This is a genomic window from Ruegeria sp. AI3, assembly GCF_056541245.1.
This window is the reverse complement of record NZ_JBQFYA010000001.1, coordinates 713,810-730,386: the sequence shown is the minus strand read 5'-3', so window position 1 is coordinate 730,386 and position 16,577 is coordinate 713,810. Positions and strand designations below refer to the sequence as shown.

Genomic DNA, 16,577 nt, shown 5'->3' with positions numbered 1-16,577 from the left:
CGCCCTCACTCGATGATGTTGCCGCGCAGCATGAAGCGCGCATAGGCCACGGTTGAAACGAAACCCAGCATGGCGATGATCATGGCAGCCTCGAAAAAGATCTCGGTGCCTTGATCCAAACCGTACAGGATCATCAGCGCGATGGTGTTGATCACCATCGTGTCCAGCGCCAGAACGCGGGTGCCGACACCATCGGCGGTGATGATCCGCCACAGGCACATCATGATGGCGGCTCCGAAGCAGGCGAAGGCGAAGTAGATCGCATAATCAATCATTCGAAAATCTCCTTCAGGCGGCGTTCGTAGCGCTGTTTGATCTGATCGCGCACGGCCTCAGGGTCAGGAGCATCAAGGCAATGGACCAGAAGGTTATGCCCCTGCGCCGACAAATCGCAGCTGACGGTACCCGGCGTCATGGTGATTGTCCCGGCCAGTACGGTGATTGCCTCGGGCGTACGCAGTTCAAGCGGGACGCAGATCCAGTTTGGTTGGCGAGCGTCGTCGCGTTTGAACAGGATGATCCGGGCGACGGTGATATTGGCGATAACGATATCCCACAGGACCACCAGGATGTACTCGGCCACCATGGGCCAGTTGCGCAGTTTGGGGCGGTCGGGCCAGTAAGGTTGGGTGACAAAGGGAATGATGATCCCCAGGATCAAACCAAAAACGAGCGAGTTCAAGGACCCGTTATTGGCAAGCAGAACCCAGACCAGTGTCAGCAGAAAGCTCAGGTGAGGGTGCGGGAATATGCGATGTAGCAGCTTGATCATTCTGCCTCTCCCAATACGGCCGAGATGTAGTCTTCGGGTGTGAACAGTTGCTCGGCGGTTTTGCTGGTGTATTCGAGCGCGGGGCCCGCAAACAAGGTCAGCAGGACCAGACCGCCGACCAGACCGAAGACCGCTGTAAATGCCAGACCCGGGTGCGGTTCAGGGGCGGGTTGAGGCTCGGAGTCTTCCTCCTCGGGCTGAGGGTTATGGTCCGCGTCGTGGCTTTTCCAAAAGATCAACGTGCCGGTCCGTGCCAGACCAACGATAGTGACAAAGGATCCGATCAGGATGACCGCCCAGACCGAGGTTGCGTCAGGTGCATCCCGGGCCGCATCCAGAACCAGCAGCTTGCCGATAAAACCGGACAGCGGAGGCATCCCGGCCATCGCAATCGCTCCGACGAAGAACAGCGCTGAGATCAATCCGGTCTGCGCCATTGGCCTCGTGGGCGCGATGGCGCCGCCGCGGCGTTCCATCACCAGATCGGCGACAAGGAACAACAGAGCCGTCGCAAGCGTTGAGTGGAACACATAGTAGAGCGCGGCTGCACTGGCATCAGGCGTGAACAGCGAAATGGCAATCAGCAGCGTACCCATTGAAGCGATAGCACAGAAGGCCACCATCCGCGCGATATGTTGCGAGCCGAGGATGCCGATGGCCCCGACGGCAAGCGTAACTAGCGCGGCAGGTTGCAGCCAATTGCCGACCAGCCCTTGCGTTGCTTCAACCTCGGGGCCGAAGGCCAGAGTGTACATCCGGATGATCGAATACGCCCCAACCTTGGTCATGATCGCGAACAGGGCCGCCACGGGTAGGGGAGCGTTGGCGTAGCTGGCCGGTAGCCAGAAATGCAACGGTAGAACGGCGGCCTTGATACAGAACACCAACAACAGCAACACAGCACCAACCCGCAGCAGTGCGGTATCCTCAGGCGGTATCTCGGCCACGCGCAGGGCGATATCGGCCATGTTGAGCGTGCCAGTCACACCATAGAGTGTGCCCAGGGCAAACAGGAACAGGGTCGATCCCAGCAGGTTATAGGCCACGTATTGCACGCCAGCCTTCAGCCTGACCGCTCCGCCACCATGGGTCATCAGACCGTAGGAGGCGATCAGCAGGACCTCGAAGAACACAAAGAGGTTGAAGGCGTCTCCGGTCAGGAAGGCCCCGCATACGCCCATAAGCTGGAAATGAAACAAGGCGTGAAAATGCTTGCCACGCTCATCCCAACCCGAACCGATGGCGTAGAGCACAATGGGCAGGGCCAGTAGGGCGGTCAGCAGAACCATCATGGCTGAAAGCCGGTCCAGCACCATGACAATCCCGAAGGGGGCGGGCCAGTTGCCCAGCTCATAGACCTGAATGTCGCCTCCCGCGGCCTGCGCGGCGATGGTCAAGGCAATGCCCAGCAGGGCAACAACCCCCGCGACCGAGAAGATGCGCTGCAGGTCGAGGTGATAGCGCAGGACCATGATGATGAATGGAGCCAGGATCGCAGGAAGAACGATCGGCGCAACGATCCAATGGTTCATGCGTCTTCTCCCGGCGCGTCCACACTGTCATTCGGGCTCATGTCGATATGGTCATCCTTCGAGGATAGATAGGCCGAGAGCGAGATCATCACGATCACCGCCGTCATCCCGAATGAGATCACGATGGCCGTCAGCACCAGTGCCTGCGGCAGCGGATCGGTATAGGGGACGTCTTCGTATTTGTTCAAAACGGCAGGCGAATTCAGCGCCAGACGTCCGGTTGCGAACAGGAATACGTTCACCGCGTAGGTGATCAGCGAAAGGCCAAGAATGACCGGGAATGTCCGGCGACGCAGGATCAGGAAAATCCCGGCGGCGGTCAGAATACCTACGGCAGAGGCAACGAGCGCTTCCATCAGGCCTGCTCCTTCTCTTGTTCTTCTTCCGGCGGAGCGTCCCGCAACGGGTTGATATCCATCGGGAACTCCTGTGCCATGCCCGGCTGCCATGCAAAGCGGGACAGGCTATCCAGCGCCAGCATCACCGCGCCCAAAACAGCGAGGAAGACACCGGTGTCGAACAACATTGCGGTGGCCCATTCGAATTCTTCCAGCGGTGGCCAGTTGATGTAGCCGAAGTCGCTGGTGAGGAAGGGGCGTTCATTGAACCAGGCGCCGAGACCGGTAGCGGCGGCGATCAGCACGCCCCAGCCGATGGTGCCGTGATAGTAGAACCTTTGCCGTTCGATCGCCCAGGTGTAGCCGCTGGCCATGTATTGCATCAAATAGGCGATGGCGACGATCAGGCCGGCGATAAAGCCGCCTCCGGGCTGGTTATGGCCACGGAAGAAGATGTAGGCACCCACCATCAGGGCAATTGGCATCATCACGCGGGTCACGACCACCATCATTAACGGATGGGAGTCGCCCGATTGCGGCCAATGCGGCTTGCGATTCAGCAGGTAGCCCCGGACATTGCTGCTCAGGACCGCTTCGGTCAGGGCAAAGATGATCAGCGCCGCGATGCCCAGAACGATGATCTCGCCGAAGGTATCAAAGCCCCGGAAATCCACGAGGATGACATTCACCACGTTGGTGCCGCCGCCGCCCTTGTACGAGTTGGCAAGGTGGAATTCGGAAATCGTCGGGAACGCGAAATCGCGCAGCATGATCGCATAGACCAGCGCCCCGGTTCCAAGCCCGGCCACGACCGAGATCGCAGCGTCCCGCCAGCGCCGCGCGGCGGTGCTGTCCCATGGGGTCTCGGTCGGCAGGAAGTTCAGCGACAGCAGCAACAGGATCATCGTCACCACCTCGACTGAGATCTGCGTCAGTGCCAGATCCGGAGCCGAGAGGTAGTTGAACGCAACCGAAACGATCAGCCCGACAACACCAATCAGAACCAGCGACAACAGGCGGTTACGGTGGAACCACATGATGCCCAGCGTTGCGCCCACCAGACAGATCCAGCCAACGATCGGAATGATCTGCGCAGGCAGCGGCACGCGGGTTTCAACTCCGATCGTCCCGGTGGAATAGGCGTAGTAGCCAAGGCCGACGGTAAAGGCGACAAAGATGATCGCATACCGGCTGAGGACACCATTGTGCAGCTCATCTGTGATCCATTGGCTGAGCCGCGTAAACGCATTGATAATGGCCTCGAAAATCACTTTGGCCTCAGGCCGGGGCAGGGTGTTCCAAAGCTGCTGCGCGCGTTTGTGTTGCGACATCAGGAACAGACCGCCCAACGTCGCGACAACGGACATATACAGCGCAGGGGTAAAGCCGTGCCACAGTTTCAGCGAATAATAGGGCAGCTTTTCGCCACCGATCACGGCGCTGGATACGACGGCCACCAGCGGGCCGACGATGGCCGCTGAATAAAGGCCGATCAGCACGACCAGAACGACCATGAAGGCGGGTGCCAGCCAAAGCCCGACCGGAGGGTCATGCGGATGGGCCGGGTAATCCTCGCGCTTTGGTCCAAGGAAGACATGGCTGACAAAGCGGAAGGAGTAGGCCGCCGAGAACAGCGCTGCCAGCAGGGCCAAACCCGGCACCAGATAGTGAGAGTTCAGCCAAGTGGTGTGGACGGTTTCCTCCAGCATCATCTCTTTTGACAAAAAACCGTTCAGCGGAGGCAGGCCGGCCATGGACAAAGCTGCGATGGTGCCGATGGTGAATGTGATCGGCATCAGATGACGCAAGCCGCCCAGCCGTTTGACATCGCGCGTTCCGGTTTCGTGATCCACGATCCCGGCGGTCATGAACAGCGCGGCTTTGAACGTCGCGTGGTTGATGATGTGGAACACCGCGGCCACGGCTGCAAACTTGGTGCCAAAGCCCAGCAGCATGGTGATCAGGCCCAGATGTGACACGGTTGAGAACGCCAGCAGCGCCTTCAGATCGTCCTTGAACAGCGCGATCACCGCGCCCAGCAGCATGGTCACCAAACCGGTTGTTGCGACGATATAGAACCACGCCTCCGTCCCCGCCAGAACCGGCCACATCCGCGCCATCAAGAACAACCCGGCCTTCACCATGGTGGCCGAGTGCAGATAGGCGGAAACCGGCGTCGGGGCAGCCATCGCGTGAGGCAGCCAGAAATGGAATGGGAACTGTGCTGATTTGGTAAAACAGCCCAACAGGATCAGGATCAGCGCGGGTAGATAGTAGGGCGAGGCCTGGATCAGCTCTTTGTTCTGCAAAATCACGCTGAGGTCATAGGACCCGACGATATTCCCCAAAATCAGCATCCCGGCGATCATCGCCAATCCGCCGCCTCCGGTGACGGCCAGCGCCATGCGCGCGCCTTGTCGGCCTTCGGGCAGGTGTTTCCAATAGCCGATCAGGAGGAATGAGCTGAGCGAGGTCAGCTCCCAGAAAATGAGCAAAAGCAGGATGTTATCGGATAAAACAATCCCAACCATCGCGCCCTGAAACAGCAGCAGATAGGTGTAGAACTGCCCCATCGGGTCTTCACGCGACAGGTAGAACCGCGCATACAGGATGATCAGCAGGCCGATGCCGAGGATCAGCAGGGCAAACAGAAAACCAAGCCCGTCCAGCATGAAATTCGCGTTCAGCCCCAGCCCCGGTATCCAGTCAAACCGCGCTGTCACGACATCGCCGCGCAGCACGCTGGGGATATGGATCAGCAACCCCATCAGGGCCAGGAAAGTGGTCAACCCTGCGGCCGAAGCGGCTGCATTTCGTCCCGCCCGTATCAGGAGGGCTGGGAAAACAGCTCCGAGGAAGGGAAGGGCCGCGATGAGGAATAGGGACAAGTGCGATACTCCGGTCTGGGCGGTCAATATGACAGATTTTGTAGGATAATTTAATGATTGTCCAAAAATTGCAAGGTTTTGACAGATGTTAAAAGGTGTATATCGAACCTATCTTTCTGCGTGATAATGACGCGAACTTGATCCCGCTGCCGGAATTCCCCGGCGCGCGGTTGCAACCCTTGTGATAGAACCAAGCCATGAGTGCAGGAGAACGCCATATGGCAGACGGGAAAAGCCGAACGCGACGGTGGGTATTGATGGGCGGGGCAGGCGCAATTGCCGCAGGAATTGCCATTCGTGAGTACCGTTTGATCCCGCAGGACTACACGGGCGGCCAACTGGAAGTGACGCAGGCGCATCAGAAAGCCGTCGCCGGAGATGTGTTGCTGGTGGACATCCGCACACCTCGGGAATGGAGGGCCACAGGCGTCGGACAGGGGGCGCAGCCTCTGGACATGCGGCGCGAGGATTTTATTCCGGCCCTTGTGCAAATGGCTGGCGGTGACAAGTCCGCCCCTGTGGCTCTGATCTGCGCGCGTGGGGTCCGTTCGGCACGGTTGAGCAATCAACTGACCGCAGCCGGGTTTACCAATATTATTGACGTGCCAGAGGGCATGTTGGGTTCGGCCGCCGGGCCGGGCTGGGTGCGGGCCGGTCTGCCGGTTGAGACCTTTGTTGAGGGGACGTGATGAAACACAAATGCTGGCTATCTTTTTGTCTGGCCGCAGCGGCGCAACCGGCCCTGGCCGATTGTGGCCCGGATGAAGGCACCTGCGAGATCACCTCGGGCGCATATCACATTGAATTGCCCGAAGCCGAAAACCCGCCACTGGTCGTGTTTCTGCATGGCTACGGAGGCAGCGGCTCAGGAACGATGAACAATCGCAGCATGGTCGAGCCTCTGCTGGCGCGCGGCTATGCGGTGATGGCGCCGGAGGGGTTGGAGCGGCCGGACCGGGGCGGCATTCAAAGCTGGAACTTCTATCCCGGCTTTGGCGAGCGTGACGAAACGGCCTTTCTCAGCGAAGCGGTGGATGACGCCGCTGAGCGGTTTGGCATTGACGGTGAACGCGTTGTTCTAGGAGGGTTTTCCGCCGGCGGCTTCATGGTGAATTACCTCGCCTGCGATGCGCCTGAGACCTTCTCGGCCTATGTCCCCGTCTCAGGTGGCTTCTGGCGTCCGCATCCCGAATCCTGCGCCGGACCGATCCGCATGTTTCACACCCATGGCTGGATCGACAATGTCGTTCCGCTCGAGGGGCGTTTGCTGGGCGGTGGCCGTTTCCATCAAGGCGATATCTTTGCCGGGCTTGAGATCTGGCGCGAGGCAAATGGCTGTGTTGATACCAAGCCCAGCGGGTTCTCGACCACGGGCCAGTTCATGCGGCGCAACTGGATGGGATGTGCCGAGGGCAGCGCGCTGGAGTTCGCGCTGTTCCCCGGCGGTCATACGGTGCCCACCGGGTGGGCGGATATGATGCTGGATTGGTACGAAGGATTGCCCGGCGGTTGATTATTCCGCCGGGGTCATGCTGCCCTTACCCTCGATCAGGCGCTTCAACTCATTGCGATGACGACGGGCCGAGCGGGTGATGGCGGGCTCAGCAAAATCCTCACGCATGCCGACCATACGGCGGGCGGTACCAGCCGATACACCGCTGAGCGCCGAAAGCGGGATCGCCAGTGCAAGGCTGATCGCAATTGGGGCCAGCCAGACCGAGACCAGCCCGGCCAGAATACCAACGCTAAGTGCCATGCCACTGACGGTTTCCAGCGCATGGCACAGGACCAGCGTGCGTAAGGAATAGCTGCCACCGTCACGCGCCTGCGGGGACCAGCCCTTTTGGATGCCCAATGCCGTGCGGAACACAGCGATCATTTGCTGCACCATTAGGATTGGCGCATAGAGGATCGACAGGATGACCTCGAACAGGAACGAGGTGAAGAACCGTCTCCAACCGCCGAAATCGGAATAGCGCACTCCGCTGAGGGGGAGGGCGGCAACGCCCAGAACCTTGGGGGCCAGCAGCATCGCATACATGACGAGAATGATCAGCACATGGCGTGTCTCAGACATCTCCGGCCATTGTGGGAACAGGGGGTTGTCTGGGCTGAAATAATGCAGGACCGAGGCTTCCTCACCCTGACCAATCAACGCCCACATAAGCAGTAGCGCAAACCACAGCGGGGACATCAAATAGCCGACCGCCCCGTGGAACATATGAAACCGCGAGACGGACCGGAACCCGCGCGAGCCCAGCAGTTTCAGATGTTGCAGGTTCCCCTGACACCAGCGGCGGTCCCGCATGGCGTGGTCGATAAGGGTGGGTGGTGTTTCTTCGTATGAACCACGAATGCGCGGCAGGAACCGAACGGCCCAACCGGCACGGCGCAGCAGACCGGCCTCGACAAAGTCGTGGCTCATTATCAGCTTTTCCTGCCCGTTGAACGTGCGCAGCTTGGGCAGTCCGGCACAAGTGGCAAAGGCCTTGGTGCGGATGATGGCATTGTGACCCCAATAGTTGCCCTCTTGCCCACACCAGCGGGCCAGACCTTCGGCAAAGGCGATACCGTAGACGCCATTGGCGAATTGCTGCATCCGGGCGAAGACCGACTGTGCGCCAATGAGTTGCGGGTAGCTTTGAATCAAGCCCGCGCCGGGATCGCGCGCCAGAGAATCCGTCAGCCGAGCAATCGCGCGGCCTGTCATCAGGCTGTCGGCATCCAGCACCAGCATCGCGTCCCAATCCGCGCCCCAGCGGCTGACCCAATCGGCGATATTGCCAACTTTTCGGTCAGTATTCTGTTCGCGACGGCGGTAGTAGAGCTTCAGGTCGGGGGCTAGCGTGGTGCGCAGCGCCTCAATACTGGCTTGCTCTTGCGCGGCGATGTCCGGATCGCGGGTGTCAGAGAGGATGAACATCGCGTATTCATGCTGTCCACCTCGGGCGCGCAGTTCTTCCAGCATGGTGCGGGCATTGCCCAGCACGAACCACGGCACCTCGTTGTAGGTTGGCATCAGCAGGGCAACGCGCAGTGGTTGCGCGCGGTCTTGTCGGATCGGGCGCTCCTGCCGGGACAGCGAGATCATGCCCAGCAGCACTGTGCAGACCGTGAACGAGATCCAGAAGAAGTTGAACGAGATCAACGCTAGAAGGATGGCTTCGACAAGGTTGATGCCTTCAGATCCGAACCAGTCGCTCATGACCCATAGCAAACCCAGCGTGGCTGCCATTGCTGGCGAAAACGCCAGCGCGCGCCAGAACCCGGCCGATGGGCGGGCACCCGCAGGTACCTGCGCATCGCGGAAACCATTGCGGAAATCCTGCGCGGGCATCGCCAGCGGGGCCTCGGGTGGCATGATATGCAGGTCGCGGCTCATGCGGTCCAACGGTACAGCCAGACTTCGGAGGCGGGTTGCTTGCCGACCAGCAATTGCGCGCGAAGCTCCACATGGTCTCGTTCGCCCGGCTGGAACGAGAACGCCAGACGCACACCGCCGGTATCGGGGTTGCGCTGCAACACACCGTCCGAGGTTTCCGCATGAGGCGAATTCGCGAAAATGCTGACTGCCTCCAGATCGTCGAACAGAGGGCTGGGCTCAAAGTCGATCACGGCCAGACGGCCCTCGCCAAAGGTGTTTTCACCCATCGCCGTGTTGATGACCCGTGGCATCGGCGTGCGCTGAGGTTCCTCGCCCCAGATCAGGCGATAGCTCAGGTCAACCTGGCTGCCGGCGGCATAGGGTTCGGCGGGCCGCCAGTAGGCGACGATATTGTCGTAAATCTCCTGATCGGCAGGGATCTCGACCAGTGTCACCGTGCCCTTGCCCCAATCAGAGCCGGGCTCGACCCACAGGCTGGGGCGTTTGTGATAATTCGCCTCAAGATCCGCGTAGTCCGAGAATTCGCGCTTGCGCTGCATCAGGCCAAAACCCTGAGGGTTCATGTCCACGAAAGACGAGATTTGCAAACGGGTTGGGTTCGCCAGCGGACGCCAGATCACCTCACCTGCGCCGTTGCGGATCAGCAGCCCGTCGCTGTCATGGACAGCGGGGCGGAAATCGTCGAACCGGCTGTGATTGGTCTGATCGAACAGGAACATCGAAGTGCCGGGCGCGATACCCACATGGGGCAGTTCTTCGCGGGGGAAGAGGGTGGCCTCAATATCCATGATGCAATCGGCACCGGCGGTGACGTTAAATCGGTAGGCACCGGTCACGCTGGGGCTGTCCATCAGGGCGTGGACAACCATGTTGCGCTGACCGGGTTCGGGACGTTCCAGCCAGAAGCGGATGAATTCGGGGAATTCCTCGCCATCCGGGTCGCCGGTTTTCAGGGCCAGACCGCGCGCAGACAGGCCGTAGACCTCGTGCAGACCAATGGCGCGGAAATAGCTGGCCCCCTGCCAGACGCAGAACTCATCGGTCTTGCCGGGGCGGTGCATTTCCGTACGCAGACGCAGGCCCGAGAAGCCAAGCGTTTCGTCGATTGGAAGGGTCGGGACCTCTTCGGCCTTGTCGAACATCTCAAGGTCGAAAGCGACCGGCTTTGTCATCCCTTTCTCGACGGTCGAGACCTTGACGGTGCGTGGGAAATACAGGCCGGGGGTGAAAAAATCGACGTTGAAGGGGGTCTCGGTCTCATACCAAAGCGCGCGGTCCAGCCGGAACCGGATCGAGCGGTATTGCGTATAAGTCAGGTCCTGCCATTCCTGCGGCACCATCTCGCGCTCGGCAAAGGGGCGGCTGGCCAGTTCTCGGGCCAGTTCGATCACGTCGTTGCGGTCGAACGGAACCTCTGACCCCGAGGCAAAGGTGGCCGGCGCCAGAAACAGCGCGGAGCTCGAGGCCAGAAATGCGCGGCGAGTCAGATTCATTTCTTTGATTTCCATGGCTGAGATTTGAACCAGGCGGCCAGATAGGCCACCCCGATGATCATGGCAAAGCCAATCATGTTGGCGACAAAGACACTGGCAACTTCCCGCTCGGTCTGATCCAGCGCGACCCCGATCAGGCGGGCTGCGGCCATCGAGAAGACAAAGACCGCCAGCGATTGTTGTCCCACTTTGGTGATCAGTTTCAGAACCACCTGCCAGATGCGCGCGCCCACAGAATGCCCAGTGGCGATCAGACGGTGACCATGCTCACCGGCAACGACCCAGCCCAGATAGGCCAGCGATAGGAAGTGGATGTAGCGGAATAGGCCGAACTCGGTCTTGCTGCGCAGTTCTTTGGTCAGAGGCCAAATCTCGCGGATTTGCTCGGCCAGACCGGGGGCCGCGGATTGAACCCAAAGGAAAACCTTCCACGACCCAAAGGGCGCGGACAGAACCAGAAATGCAATGGCCGCCCAGATCAGCGTTTTTGATACCGGAGGGGCTGGAATCCAACCACGCATAAAGGCGAACCCGGTGAAGAACAGCAACTGCCAACCGAACGGGTTGAAGAACCATTGACGGTCCGACCATGGCTCGGCGGGAAGCGCCAATACTCCGGTCTGGGCGACAAGCCAGATCGAAACCGACACAGCCGCCATCAGCCAAAAGCTGACGCGGTAAAGGGCCATGTAGAGCGGCATCATCGCCAGAACGACCAGGTACATCGGCAGGATGTCGAAGTAGTTGGGCACATAGGTCAGGGTGAAAATCCCGACCATTTGCGGCAGCGGATCATTGAAGAAATGCTGCAGGTTCAGCGACGAGACATAGCTTTTTTCAAACAGGCCGGAATTGTCCAGCGCGGCCATGCTCATGGCCACGAAGAAGAACAGACAGATATGCGCCCAGTAGACCTGCCAGATGCGGAACGCCACGCGAGCGGTCCCCATCCACCAGCCTTTGCGTAGGAAGGCACCGCCGAATGCAATGGCCGAGGCCATGCCCGAACAGAACACAAAGATCTCGGTCGCATCCGAAAACCCGAAACGGGCCGGGATCCATTTGGCCCATGGGTCGTTCGGGATATGGGCGATCAGGATGATGAACATCGCGATGCCGCGATAGAAATCCAGTCGCGGGTCGCGCACACGGGCAGTAGGCGCTGCGGCCGAGGCCGCAACAGTCGCAAAATCAGAAGCGGGCGAAACAGTCGCCATACGTTTTCTGTCCTTCTTAGTCTTTTTGTTATTCAGCCGGAACGCTTTGTGCGTCGCCGTTGTCGCGGGCCACGCTGATCAGAGCGCGGCGCGCGAGTGCGTAATTGTCCTCGCCTCCGGCGCGTTTGGCGCGGCGGTCATCCAGAATGCGCTCGACAGCATCCAGGCGTCCGGCGCGCAGGCCGGAATCAATTGTGATGCGCTCGAATACATCACGTTGGGCGTGGCTGCCACCGGCCAACTGCATGCCGGAGCGGGCGGTTGAGAGGAAATCAAACGCCGCGCCGTACAGACCATCACCAAAGGCTTCAAGCCCTTTGGCGGCGGCAATACCCGGGTCAGACATGCGGATCGGTGTGTCGCCTTGGTTGCGCTGAGCGTCTTTCTGGATGCGTTGTAGCATCTTGGCCGTCGCGTCCGAGCGGTTGTCGCCGGTCAGCGCCAGTAGATAATGCAGGTCGGCGAAAATCAGGCAGCCATCTTCAGTCCGGGCAGCGCTGAGATCGGCCAACTCCTCCCAGCGGTCGCCGACATCAATGCCTTCAAGCTCCATCCGGGACAGTAGCGAGGTTGCGTTCGAGATATCGCGATAATCGTCAGTCTTGTCCTTGCGGATATGCTGGTCATAGAGGTCGATGACCTGATCAACCTGACCCAGATCCAGATGCATCAGCGCCTTGTGCCACCAAACGTGATAGCGGAAGTTGTTGCAATGGGCCCAGGCGTCCTCACGCCCTGCCAGCCAATCCAGGCCGAGCTGAGCATTGCCCGTCATCTCGTGAACATGGGCGACCGCGTGCAGACCCCAGGCATCGTCGGACACCATCCACAGGGCCTGACGACCGGCAATCTCGGCCTTTTCGTAGGATCCGGTCTCTTCCAACGCGAAGGAATGACAGCCCAGTAGATAGCCACGGCCCGCATGATCCGGCTCATAGGCAGGCATGACGCGTTCGATCGAACGCCGCATGCCCTCTGCATCGCCAAGCACAAACCGGGTCGCATGGCTGAGCTTCATCGCCAGCGAATCCGTCGGATGGGCGCGCAGCACCTCTTCGAACTTCTGCACGGCTTGCGAGGGTAGGTCCGCCAGATAGAGGGACAGGGCCTCAACAAATAGCTGCTCTCGTTTCGAGATGGGCTGGCGTTTCATCGCTTCATTGGCGGCGCTCAGCGCGTCGACGGCGACGGGTAGCATCTCGCGTCGGCCCAGAAGAACCATGAACAGGCCCTTGACCGCGTGGCCCAAAGCGAAGTCGGGCTCGAGCTCCAATACCTTGCCCAAATGCTGGGGGGTAATCGCCGCATGCGCCATGAACCCAAGCAGAACACCGTCCCATGCCTCGACGGCCGCCGGGTGGGTCAGAGTGTTCATCTGTCCAAAAACGTCTTGTTTCATACTTGGGTCCAATCTGGTTGCGGTATTTGACACTGTTCGATTTACCAGAGTCTGCGACGGCCTCGTAACAGTATCGACCCTGCTCTCGAATTGGTGAAATCGCGTGTGTGAAAAAAGTGAAAAAAACCGCCGATTCAAGGGCATGTTTCAGCAAGTTGCTGCCGAAACATGCAAGTGTTTCAATCTTCGAACGGGTTTTCAGCGCTTAAAATATCATCAGTATCGGCCCCGAAGACCGGTGGCGCATGCCGATATGTTACAGGCGTGCGCGACAGGTTTAGCGGATTGCCGATCAAATTCACCTGTCCCGGTTGGGCCTGCATCGCGATCTTCATCTGCCGCGCGGCGACCTGATCGGTGTCAAACACCTGATCCACCGTTTGCACCGGGCCGACGGGCACTTTGCGGGCCTCAAGCTCGGAAATCACAGTCGTCGTCGGACGCTGTTTCATCGCCGGGCGCAGGATCGCGTTCAGTGCGTCGCGGTGCTCCAGTCGCGCCGGATTGGTGGCAAAACGTACGTCGTCGGCAAGATCAGCGTGGCCGATGAACGCGCAGAACCTGCGGAACTGGCTGTCATTTCCAACGGCCAAAATCACGTGACCATCTGCTGTCTCATACACCTCATATGGGACAATATTGGGATGTCCGTTGCCGCGTCGCTGAGGCACCTGGCCCAAGGTCAGGTAGTTTGTGCCTTCATTGATCAACCACGAGATCTGTGCATCCACCAAGGCAAGGTCGATTTGTTGCCCTTCACCGGTCAGGTCGCGATGGCGCAAAGCTGCCAGAATGCCAACGGTTGCGTACATGCCGCACATCACATCGGCGATGCCGACGCCAACCTTCATTGGCGCGCCCTCGGGGTCGCCTGTCAGGGACATGATCCCACCATACCCTTGCGCCATCAGGTCATAGCCGGGCTTGCTGGAGTTGGGGCCCGTCTGCCCATAGCCGGAAATCGAGCAATAGACGAGGCCGGGAAGATCCTGCGACAAGCTGTTGTAATCCAGTCCGTACTTCGCCAAACCACCGGGTTTGAAATTCTCGATCAGGATATCCGCATGCGAGGCCAGCCGCTTGATCTCGGCTTGCCCTTCTGGCGTTGCAATGTCGATGGCAACGGATTTCTTGTTCCGGTTGGCCGACATGAAATACGCACTCAGGTCGGAACGGTTGCCCGCTTCATCCTCAACATACGGAGGGCCCCATTGCCGCGTATCATCCCCACCGGTCGAGGGGTTTTCGATCTTGATGACACTTGCGCCCAGATCGCCCAGCAGTTGAGTGCAGGTCGGTCCGGCCAGAATGCGCGACAGGTCCAGAACCTTTACGCCTTTCAGCGGCCCATTAGATTCGGCCATCATATCCTCCACGCTCGATCTCGGCAGCGATGACGGTGAAGCGGTCGGCTTTGACCGCCTCATCCAGTGCTGCACGCAGTTCTGCGCGGTTGCGGACCGTGTGTCCATAGCCTCCGAACGCGCGACCCAGAGCGGCAAAGTCATGGCGGTCGAAATCGACCCCGTTGTTGCCCATCTGCCGTTGGCGTTGTTTCAACTCGATCAGGGCGAGGGAGGCGTCGACAAAGACCAAAAAGATCGGGTTGCCGCCCATTTCGGCGGCGGTCGACAACTCTCCGGCGACCATCAGGAACCCGGCATCGCCCGAAAGGCTGATCACCGGTCGGTTCGGTTCTACCAGTTTCAGCCCGATCGCCATTGGAACAGCGCAGCCCATGGTGCAAAGGGCTGAGGACTGGATCAGCCCGCGTGGCTCCGAACACTCCCACATCTGGCTGAGGAGAATACGGTGCGCGCCGCTGTCCGCCGTTGCCAAAGTATTCGCGGGCAGGGCGGCACGGGTTTCGGCGATCACGCCAGCTGGCCCCCAATCGTCATTCTGTGGGAAGGCGTCCGCCAAAGCGGCTTTGACCTTCGCAGGCTCTCCGGCAGGCCATGTGGCGCGGGCGGGGTTGCCTTTGGCGATGGCCTCGAGGGTCTCGCCAGTATCGGCGACAAGGTTTAGCCCGGCCTGATGCATGTAGTGATCATTGACCACGGCCGAGATATCGATCACGCGCGTTTCTTCGGGATCCCAGATCTCACGCCAGCCGGGGCGCATTTCGATAGGGTCATAGCCCAGGCACAGAACGAGATCGGCCTGTTCCACCAGCGGGACAAGGTGTTTGTCGGCCAGAGGGGACAACCCGGCACCGCCCAGACACAAGGGATGATCTTCGGGCACTACGCCTTTTGCTTTGTAGGTCGTGACGAAGGGGATGCTGAAATGCTCCAGGAACGCCTGAACCACGCTGCGAGAGTCGTCATAGAGGACGTCCAGCCCGATGATCGCAATCGGACGCTCGGCCTCGGCCACCCAGCGTCGGGCTTTGGATAGGCAATCGCCTTCGGGGGCCACTGCGGCCACTTTGGCCAGACGGCGGCGTTTCGTCGATAAGACGCGGGTATCCGCGACCGAGATCGGTACGTCGACATGCACCGGGCCGGGCCGGGGCTGGTTGGCAAGCGACACCGCTTTGTCTGCGATGATGTCCGCGCCCTCGGCGGTGAGGGTAAAGGTCCCTTTGGTGATCGAGCGATAAACTTGGCTGTGGTCCATGACCTGATGCGTATAGGTCAGCGCCTCATCAGCGTCGACACAGCCGGTCAGCACGACCATGGGCACCCGGTCTTGCAGCGCGTTGGCAACCACGTTGATCCCGTTCATCGCGCCGGGACCAAGGGTTGCAACCAGTATCGCGGGCGCGCCGTCGCGGTGATGGACGGCTTCGGCCATGAAACCGGCTGCGTTCTCGTGTTTGGTCAGATGAAAGGTTATGCCGGCCCGTTCGAGGGCGTCCACCAGCGTCAGAACCTCGCCGCCTGGCATACCGAACGCATGGCGGCACCCTGCCTCATACAATCGTTGAGCCAGTAGATCCGCCGCGCGGGGAGAGAGGTCCTGCATCAGTCATGCTCCGAGAAAAAGATATGTGACAGCAAATGTCTGACACACTGGCAAGAGGCAAGCGGGTTCACATCAGTGTGACTATTTGACGGCTGTTTCCGCAATTGATTGAAACTTTTGGTCCAGTTCTGCGGCAATATCGGACAGGTCCTGCCCACCTTGATCCGCGTAAGGCTCAAACACAAAGCTGGGGGTTTTGTATGACAAACTCGCAGTGCCGTCGTCATTTTCGGTGACATACAGGCGAATCGGCGCCTCGATCATCGCTGCGGTCGAGGTTTCGAGTACCCGCACCGCATAGTCGTTGTTGAATACGCCGATCACGCGATTGCCCGGAATGGTGATCCCTCGGGCCGCCGCCGCTTTGGTCGGCCCGGCTTGAGTGACAACGATCAGCCCGTGTTCCTTGACGGCGGCCTTGGTGTCAGCCACCAGCGCGTCATAGGATTTCCCTGTGTCATGAACGGCCCATCCCGGCAGGGCCTGATCCGCAAGGGCAGGCGAGGCTAGCAAGTAGAACGCAGCGCAGATTGCTCTCATCACAGGGTCTCCGTGTTGTTGGTGCCCAACTAGAGCAGGTTTC

The 16,577-nt window shown here is 59.9% G+C and carries 14 protein-coding genes; 2 read left to right on the top strand and 12 right to left on the bottom strand.

All coding sequences use genetic code 11. The features are described 5' to 3' along the window. Positions 1 to 5: 5 nt before the first annotated feature. From ACRZ95_RS03625 to ACRZ95_RS03605, 5 genes are read right to left on the bottom strand one after another with little or no spacing between them, the layout of a single operon-like run. On the bottom strand, positions 6 to 275 hold the full coding sequence (locus tag ACRZ95_RS03625; protein WP_152457439.1) for a K+/H+ antiporter subunit F: 270 nt from the start codon (positions 273 to 275) through the stop codon (positions 6 to 8). Further along, positions 272 to 769: a Na+/H+ antiporter subunit E gene (locus tag ACRZ95_RS03620; RefSeq protein ID WP_170374373.1), complete on the bottom strand. Its 498-nt coding sequence runs from the start codon at positions 767 to 769 to the stop codon at positions 272 to 274. Before ACRZ95_RS03620 ends, ACRZ95_RS03625 begins: the two co-directional genes overlap by 4 nt. Next, entirely contained in the window at positions 769 to 2,304 is a 1,536-nt protein-coding gene (locus ACRZ95_RS03615) for a monovalent cation/H+ antiporter subunit D (protein WP_170676644.1), read from the bottom strand. Before ACRZ95_RS03615 ends, ACRZ95_RS03620 begins: the two co-directional genes overlap by 1 nt. Next, positions 2,301 to 2,660: a Na+/H+ antiporter subunit C gene (locus tag ACRZ95_RS03610; RefSeq protein ID WP_170676642.1), complete on the bottom strand. Its 360-nt coding sequence runs from the start codon at positions 2,658 to 2,660 to the stop codon at positions 2,301 to 2,303. The genes ACRZ95_RS03615 and ACRZ95_RS03610 overlap by 4 nt, the downstream gene beginning before the upstream one ends. Next, complete coding sequence (locus ACRZ95_RS03605; protein ID WP_170676640.1) at positions 2,660 to 5,530, bottom strand: monovalent cation/H+ antiporter subunit A; 2,871 nt, start codon at positions 5,528 to 5,530, stop codon at positions 2,660 to 2,662. Before ACRZ95_RS03605 ends, ACRZ95_RS03610 begins: the two co-directional genes overlap by 1 nt. A 218-nt stretch (positions 5,531 to 5,748) precedes the next feature. Here ACRZ95_RS03605 and ACRZ95_RS03600 point away from each other — a divergent pair, with 218 nt between their 5' ends. Next, complete coding sequence (locus tag ACRZ95_RS03600) at positions 5,749 to 6,219, top strand: rhodanese-like domain-containing protein (RefSeq protein WP_170676638.1); 471 nt, start codon at positions 5,749 to 5,751, stop codon at positions 6,217 to 6,219. Next, on the top strand, positions 6,219 to 7,043 hold the full coding sequence (locus ACRZ95_RS03595) for an alpha/beta fold hydrolase (RefSeq protein WP_170676636.1): 825 nt from the start codon (positions 6,219 to 6,221) through the stop codon (positions 7,041 to 7,043). Before ACRZ95_RS03600 ends, ACRZ95_RS03595 begins: the two co-directional genes overlap by 1 nt. Here the strand turns inward: ACRZ95_RS03595 and mdoH are convergent, their stop codons facing one another. The 7 genes from mdoH to ACRZ95_RS03560 all read right to left on the bottom strand — a co-directional run bounded on the left by mdoH (position 7,044) and on the right by ACRZ95_RS03560 (position 16,534). Then, on the bottom strand, positions 7,044 to 8,912 hold the full coding sequence (gene mdoH, locus ACRZ95_RS03590) for a glucans biosynthesis glucosyltransferase MdoH (RefSeq protein WP_170676634.1): 1,869 nt from the start codon (positions 8,910 to 8,912) through the stop codon (positions 7,044 to 7,046). Continuing rightward, on the bottom strand, positions 8,909 to 10,408 hold the full coding sequence (locus tag ACRZ95_RS03585) for a glucan biosynthesis protein G (RefSeq protein ID WP_170676631.1): 1,500 nt from the start codon (positions 10,406 to 10,408) through the stop codon (positions 8,909 to 8,911). The genes mdoH and ACRZ95_RS03585 overlap by 4 nt, the downstream gene beginning before the upstream one ends. After that, positions 10,405 to 11,625 carry an OpgC domain-containing protein gene (locus tag ACRZ95_RS03580; RefSeq protein WP_170676629.1) on the bottom strand — a complete coding sequence of 407 codons (1,221 nt, stop codon included), beginning with the start codon at positions 11,623 to 11,625 and terminating at the stop codon, positions 10,405 to 10,407. The genes ACRZ95_RS03585 and ACRZ95_RS03580 overlap by 4 nt, the downstream gene beginning before the upstream one ends. 28 nt (positions 11,626 to 11,653) lie before the next feature. Further along, positions 11,654 to 13,024, bottom strand: a complete 1,371-nt coding sequence (locus ACRZ95_RS03575; RefSeq protein WP_170676627.1) for a tetratricopeptide repeat protein — start codon at positions 13,022 to 13,024, stop codon at positions 11,654 to 11,656. 179 nt (positions 13,025 to 13,203) lie between these two features. After that, positions 13,204 to 14,388 carry a CoA transferase gene (locus ACRZ95_RS03570; protein ID WP_170676625.1) on the bottom strand — a complete coding sequence of 395 codons (1,185 nt, stop codon included), beginning with the start codon at positions 14,386 to 14,388 and terminating at the stop codon, positions 13,204 to 13,206. After that, positions 14,375 to 15,994: a thiamine pyrophosphate-binding protein gene (locus tag ACRZ95_RS03565; protein WP_170465723.1), complete on the bottom strand. Its 1,620-nt coding sequence runs from the start codon at positions 15,992 to 15,994 to the stop codon at positions 14,375 to 14,377. Before ACRZ95_RS03565 ends, ACRZ95_RS03570 begins: the two co-directional genes overlap by 14 nt. Positions 15,995 to 16,075: 81 nt before the next feature. Further along, positions 16,076 to 16,534 (bottom strand): DUF302 domain-containing protein, encoded by a 459-nt coding sequence (locus ACRZ95_RS03560; RefSeq protein ID WP_170465726.1) that lies wholly within the window; start codon positions 16,532 to 16,534, stop codon positions 16,076 to 16,078. Positions 16,535 to 16,577 lie beyond the last annotated feature (43 nt).

Bases quoted from the DNA above. Each gene is read 5' to 3' on its own strand.
- ACRZ95_RS03570 (WP_170676625.1), bottom strand. From the start codon at position 14,388: ATGGCCGAATCTAATGGGCCGCTGAAAGGCGTAAAGGTTCTGGACCTG.
- ACRZ95_RS03560 (WP_170465726.1), bottom strand. From the start codon at position 16,534: ATGAGAGCAATCTGCGCTGCGTTCTACTTGCTAGCCTCGCCTGCCCTT.
- ACRZ95_RS03600 (WP_170676638.1), top strand. From the start codon at position 5,749: ATGGCAGACGGGAAAAGCCGAACGCGACGGTGGGTATTGATGGGCGGG.
- ACRZ95_RS03565 (WP_170465723.1), bottom strand. From the start codon at position 15,994: ATGCAGGACCTCTCTCCCCGCGCGGCGGATCTACTGGCTCAACGATTG.
- ACRZ95_RS03615 (WP_170676644.1), bottom strand. From the start codon at position 2,304: ATGAACCATTGGATCGTTGCGCCGATCGTTCTTCCTGCGATCCTGGCT.
- ACRZ95_RS03575 (WP_170676627.1), bottom strand. From the start codon at position 13,024: ATGAAACAAGACGTTTTTGGACAGATGAACACTCTGACCCACCCGGCG.
- ACRZ95_RS03595 (WP_170676636.1), top strand. From the start codon at position 6,219: ATGAAACACAAATGCTGGCTATCTTTTTGTCTGGCCGCAGCGGCGCAA.
- ACRZ95_RS03610 (WP_170676642.1), bottom strand. From the start codon at position 2,660: ATGGAAGCGCTCGTTGCCTCTGCCGTAGGTATTCTGACCGCCGCCGGG.
- ACRZ95_RS03580 (WP_170676629.1), bottom strand. From the start codon at position 11,625: ATGGCGACTGTTTCGCCCGCTTCTGATTTTGCGACTGTTGCGGCCTCG.
- ACRZ95_RS03625 (WP_152457439.1), bottom strand. From the start codon at position 275: ATGATTGATTATGCGATCTACTTCGCCTTCGCCTGCTTCGGAGCCGCC.
- mdoH (WP_170676634.1), bottom strand. From the start codon at position 8,912: ATGAGCCGCGACCTGCATATCATGCCACCCGAGGCCCCGCTGGCGATG.
- ACRZ95_RS03585 (WP_170676631.1), bottom strand. From the start codon at position 10,408: ATGAATCTGACTCGCCGCGCATTTCTGGCCTCGAGCTCCGCGCTGTTT.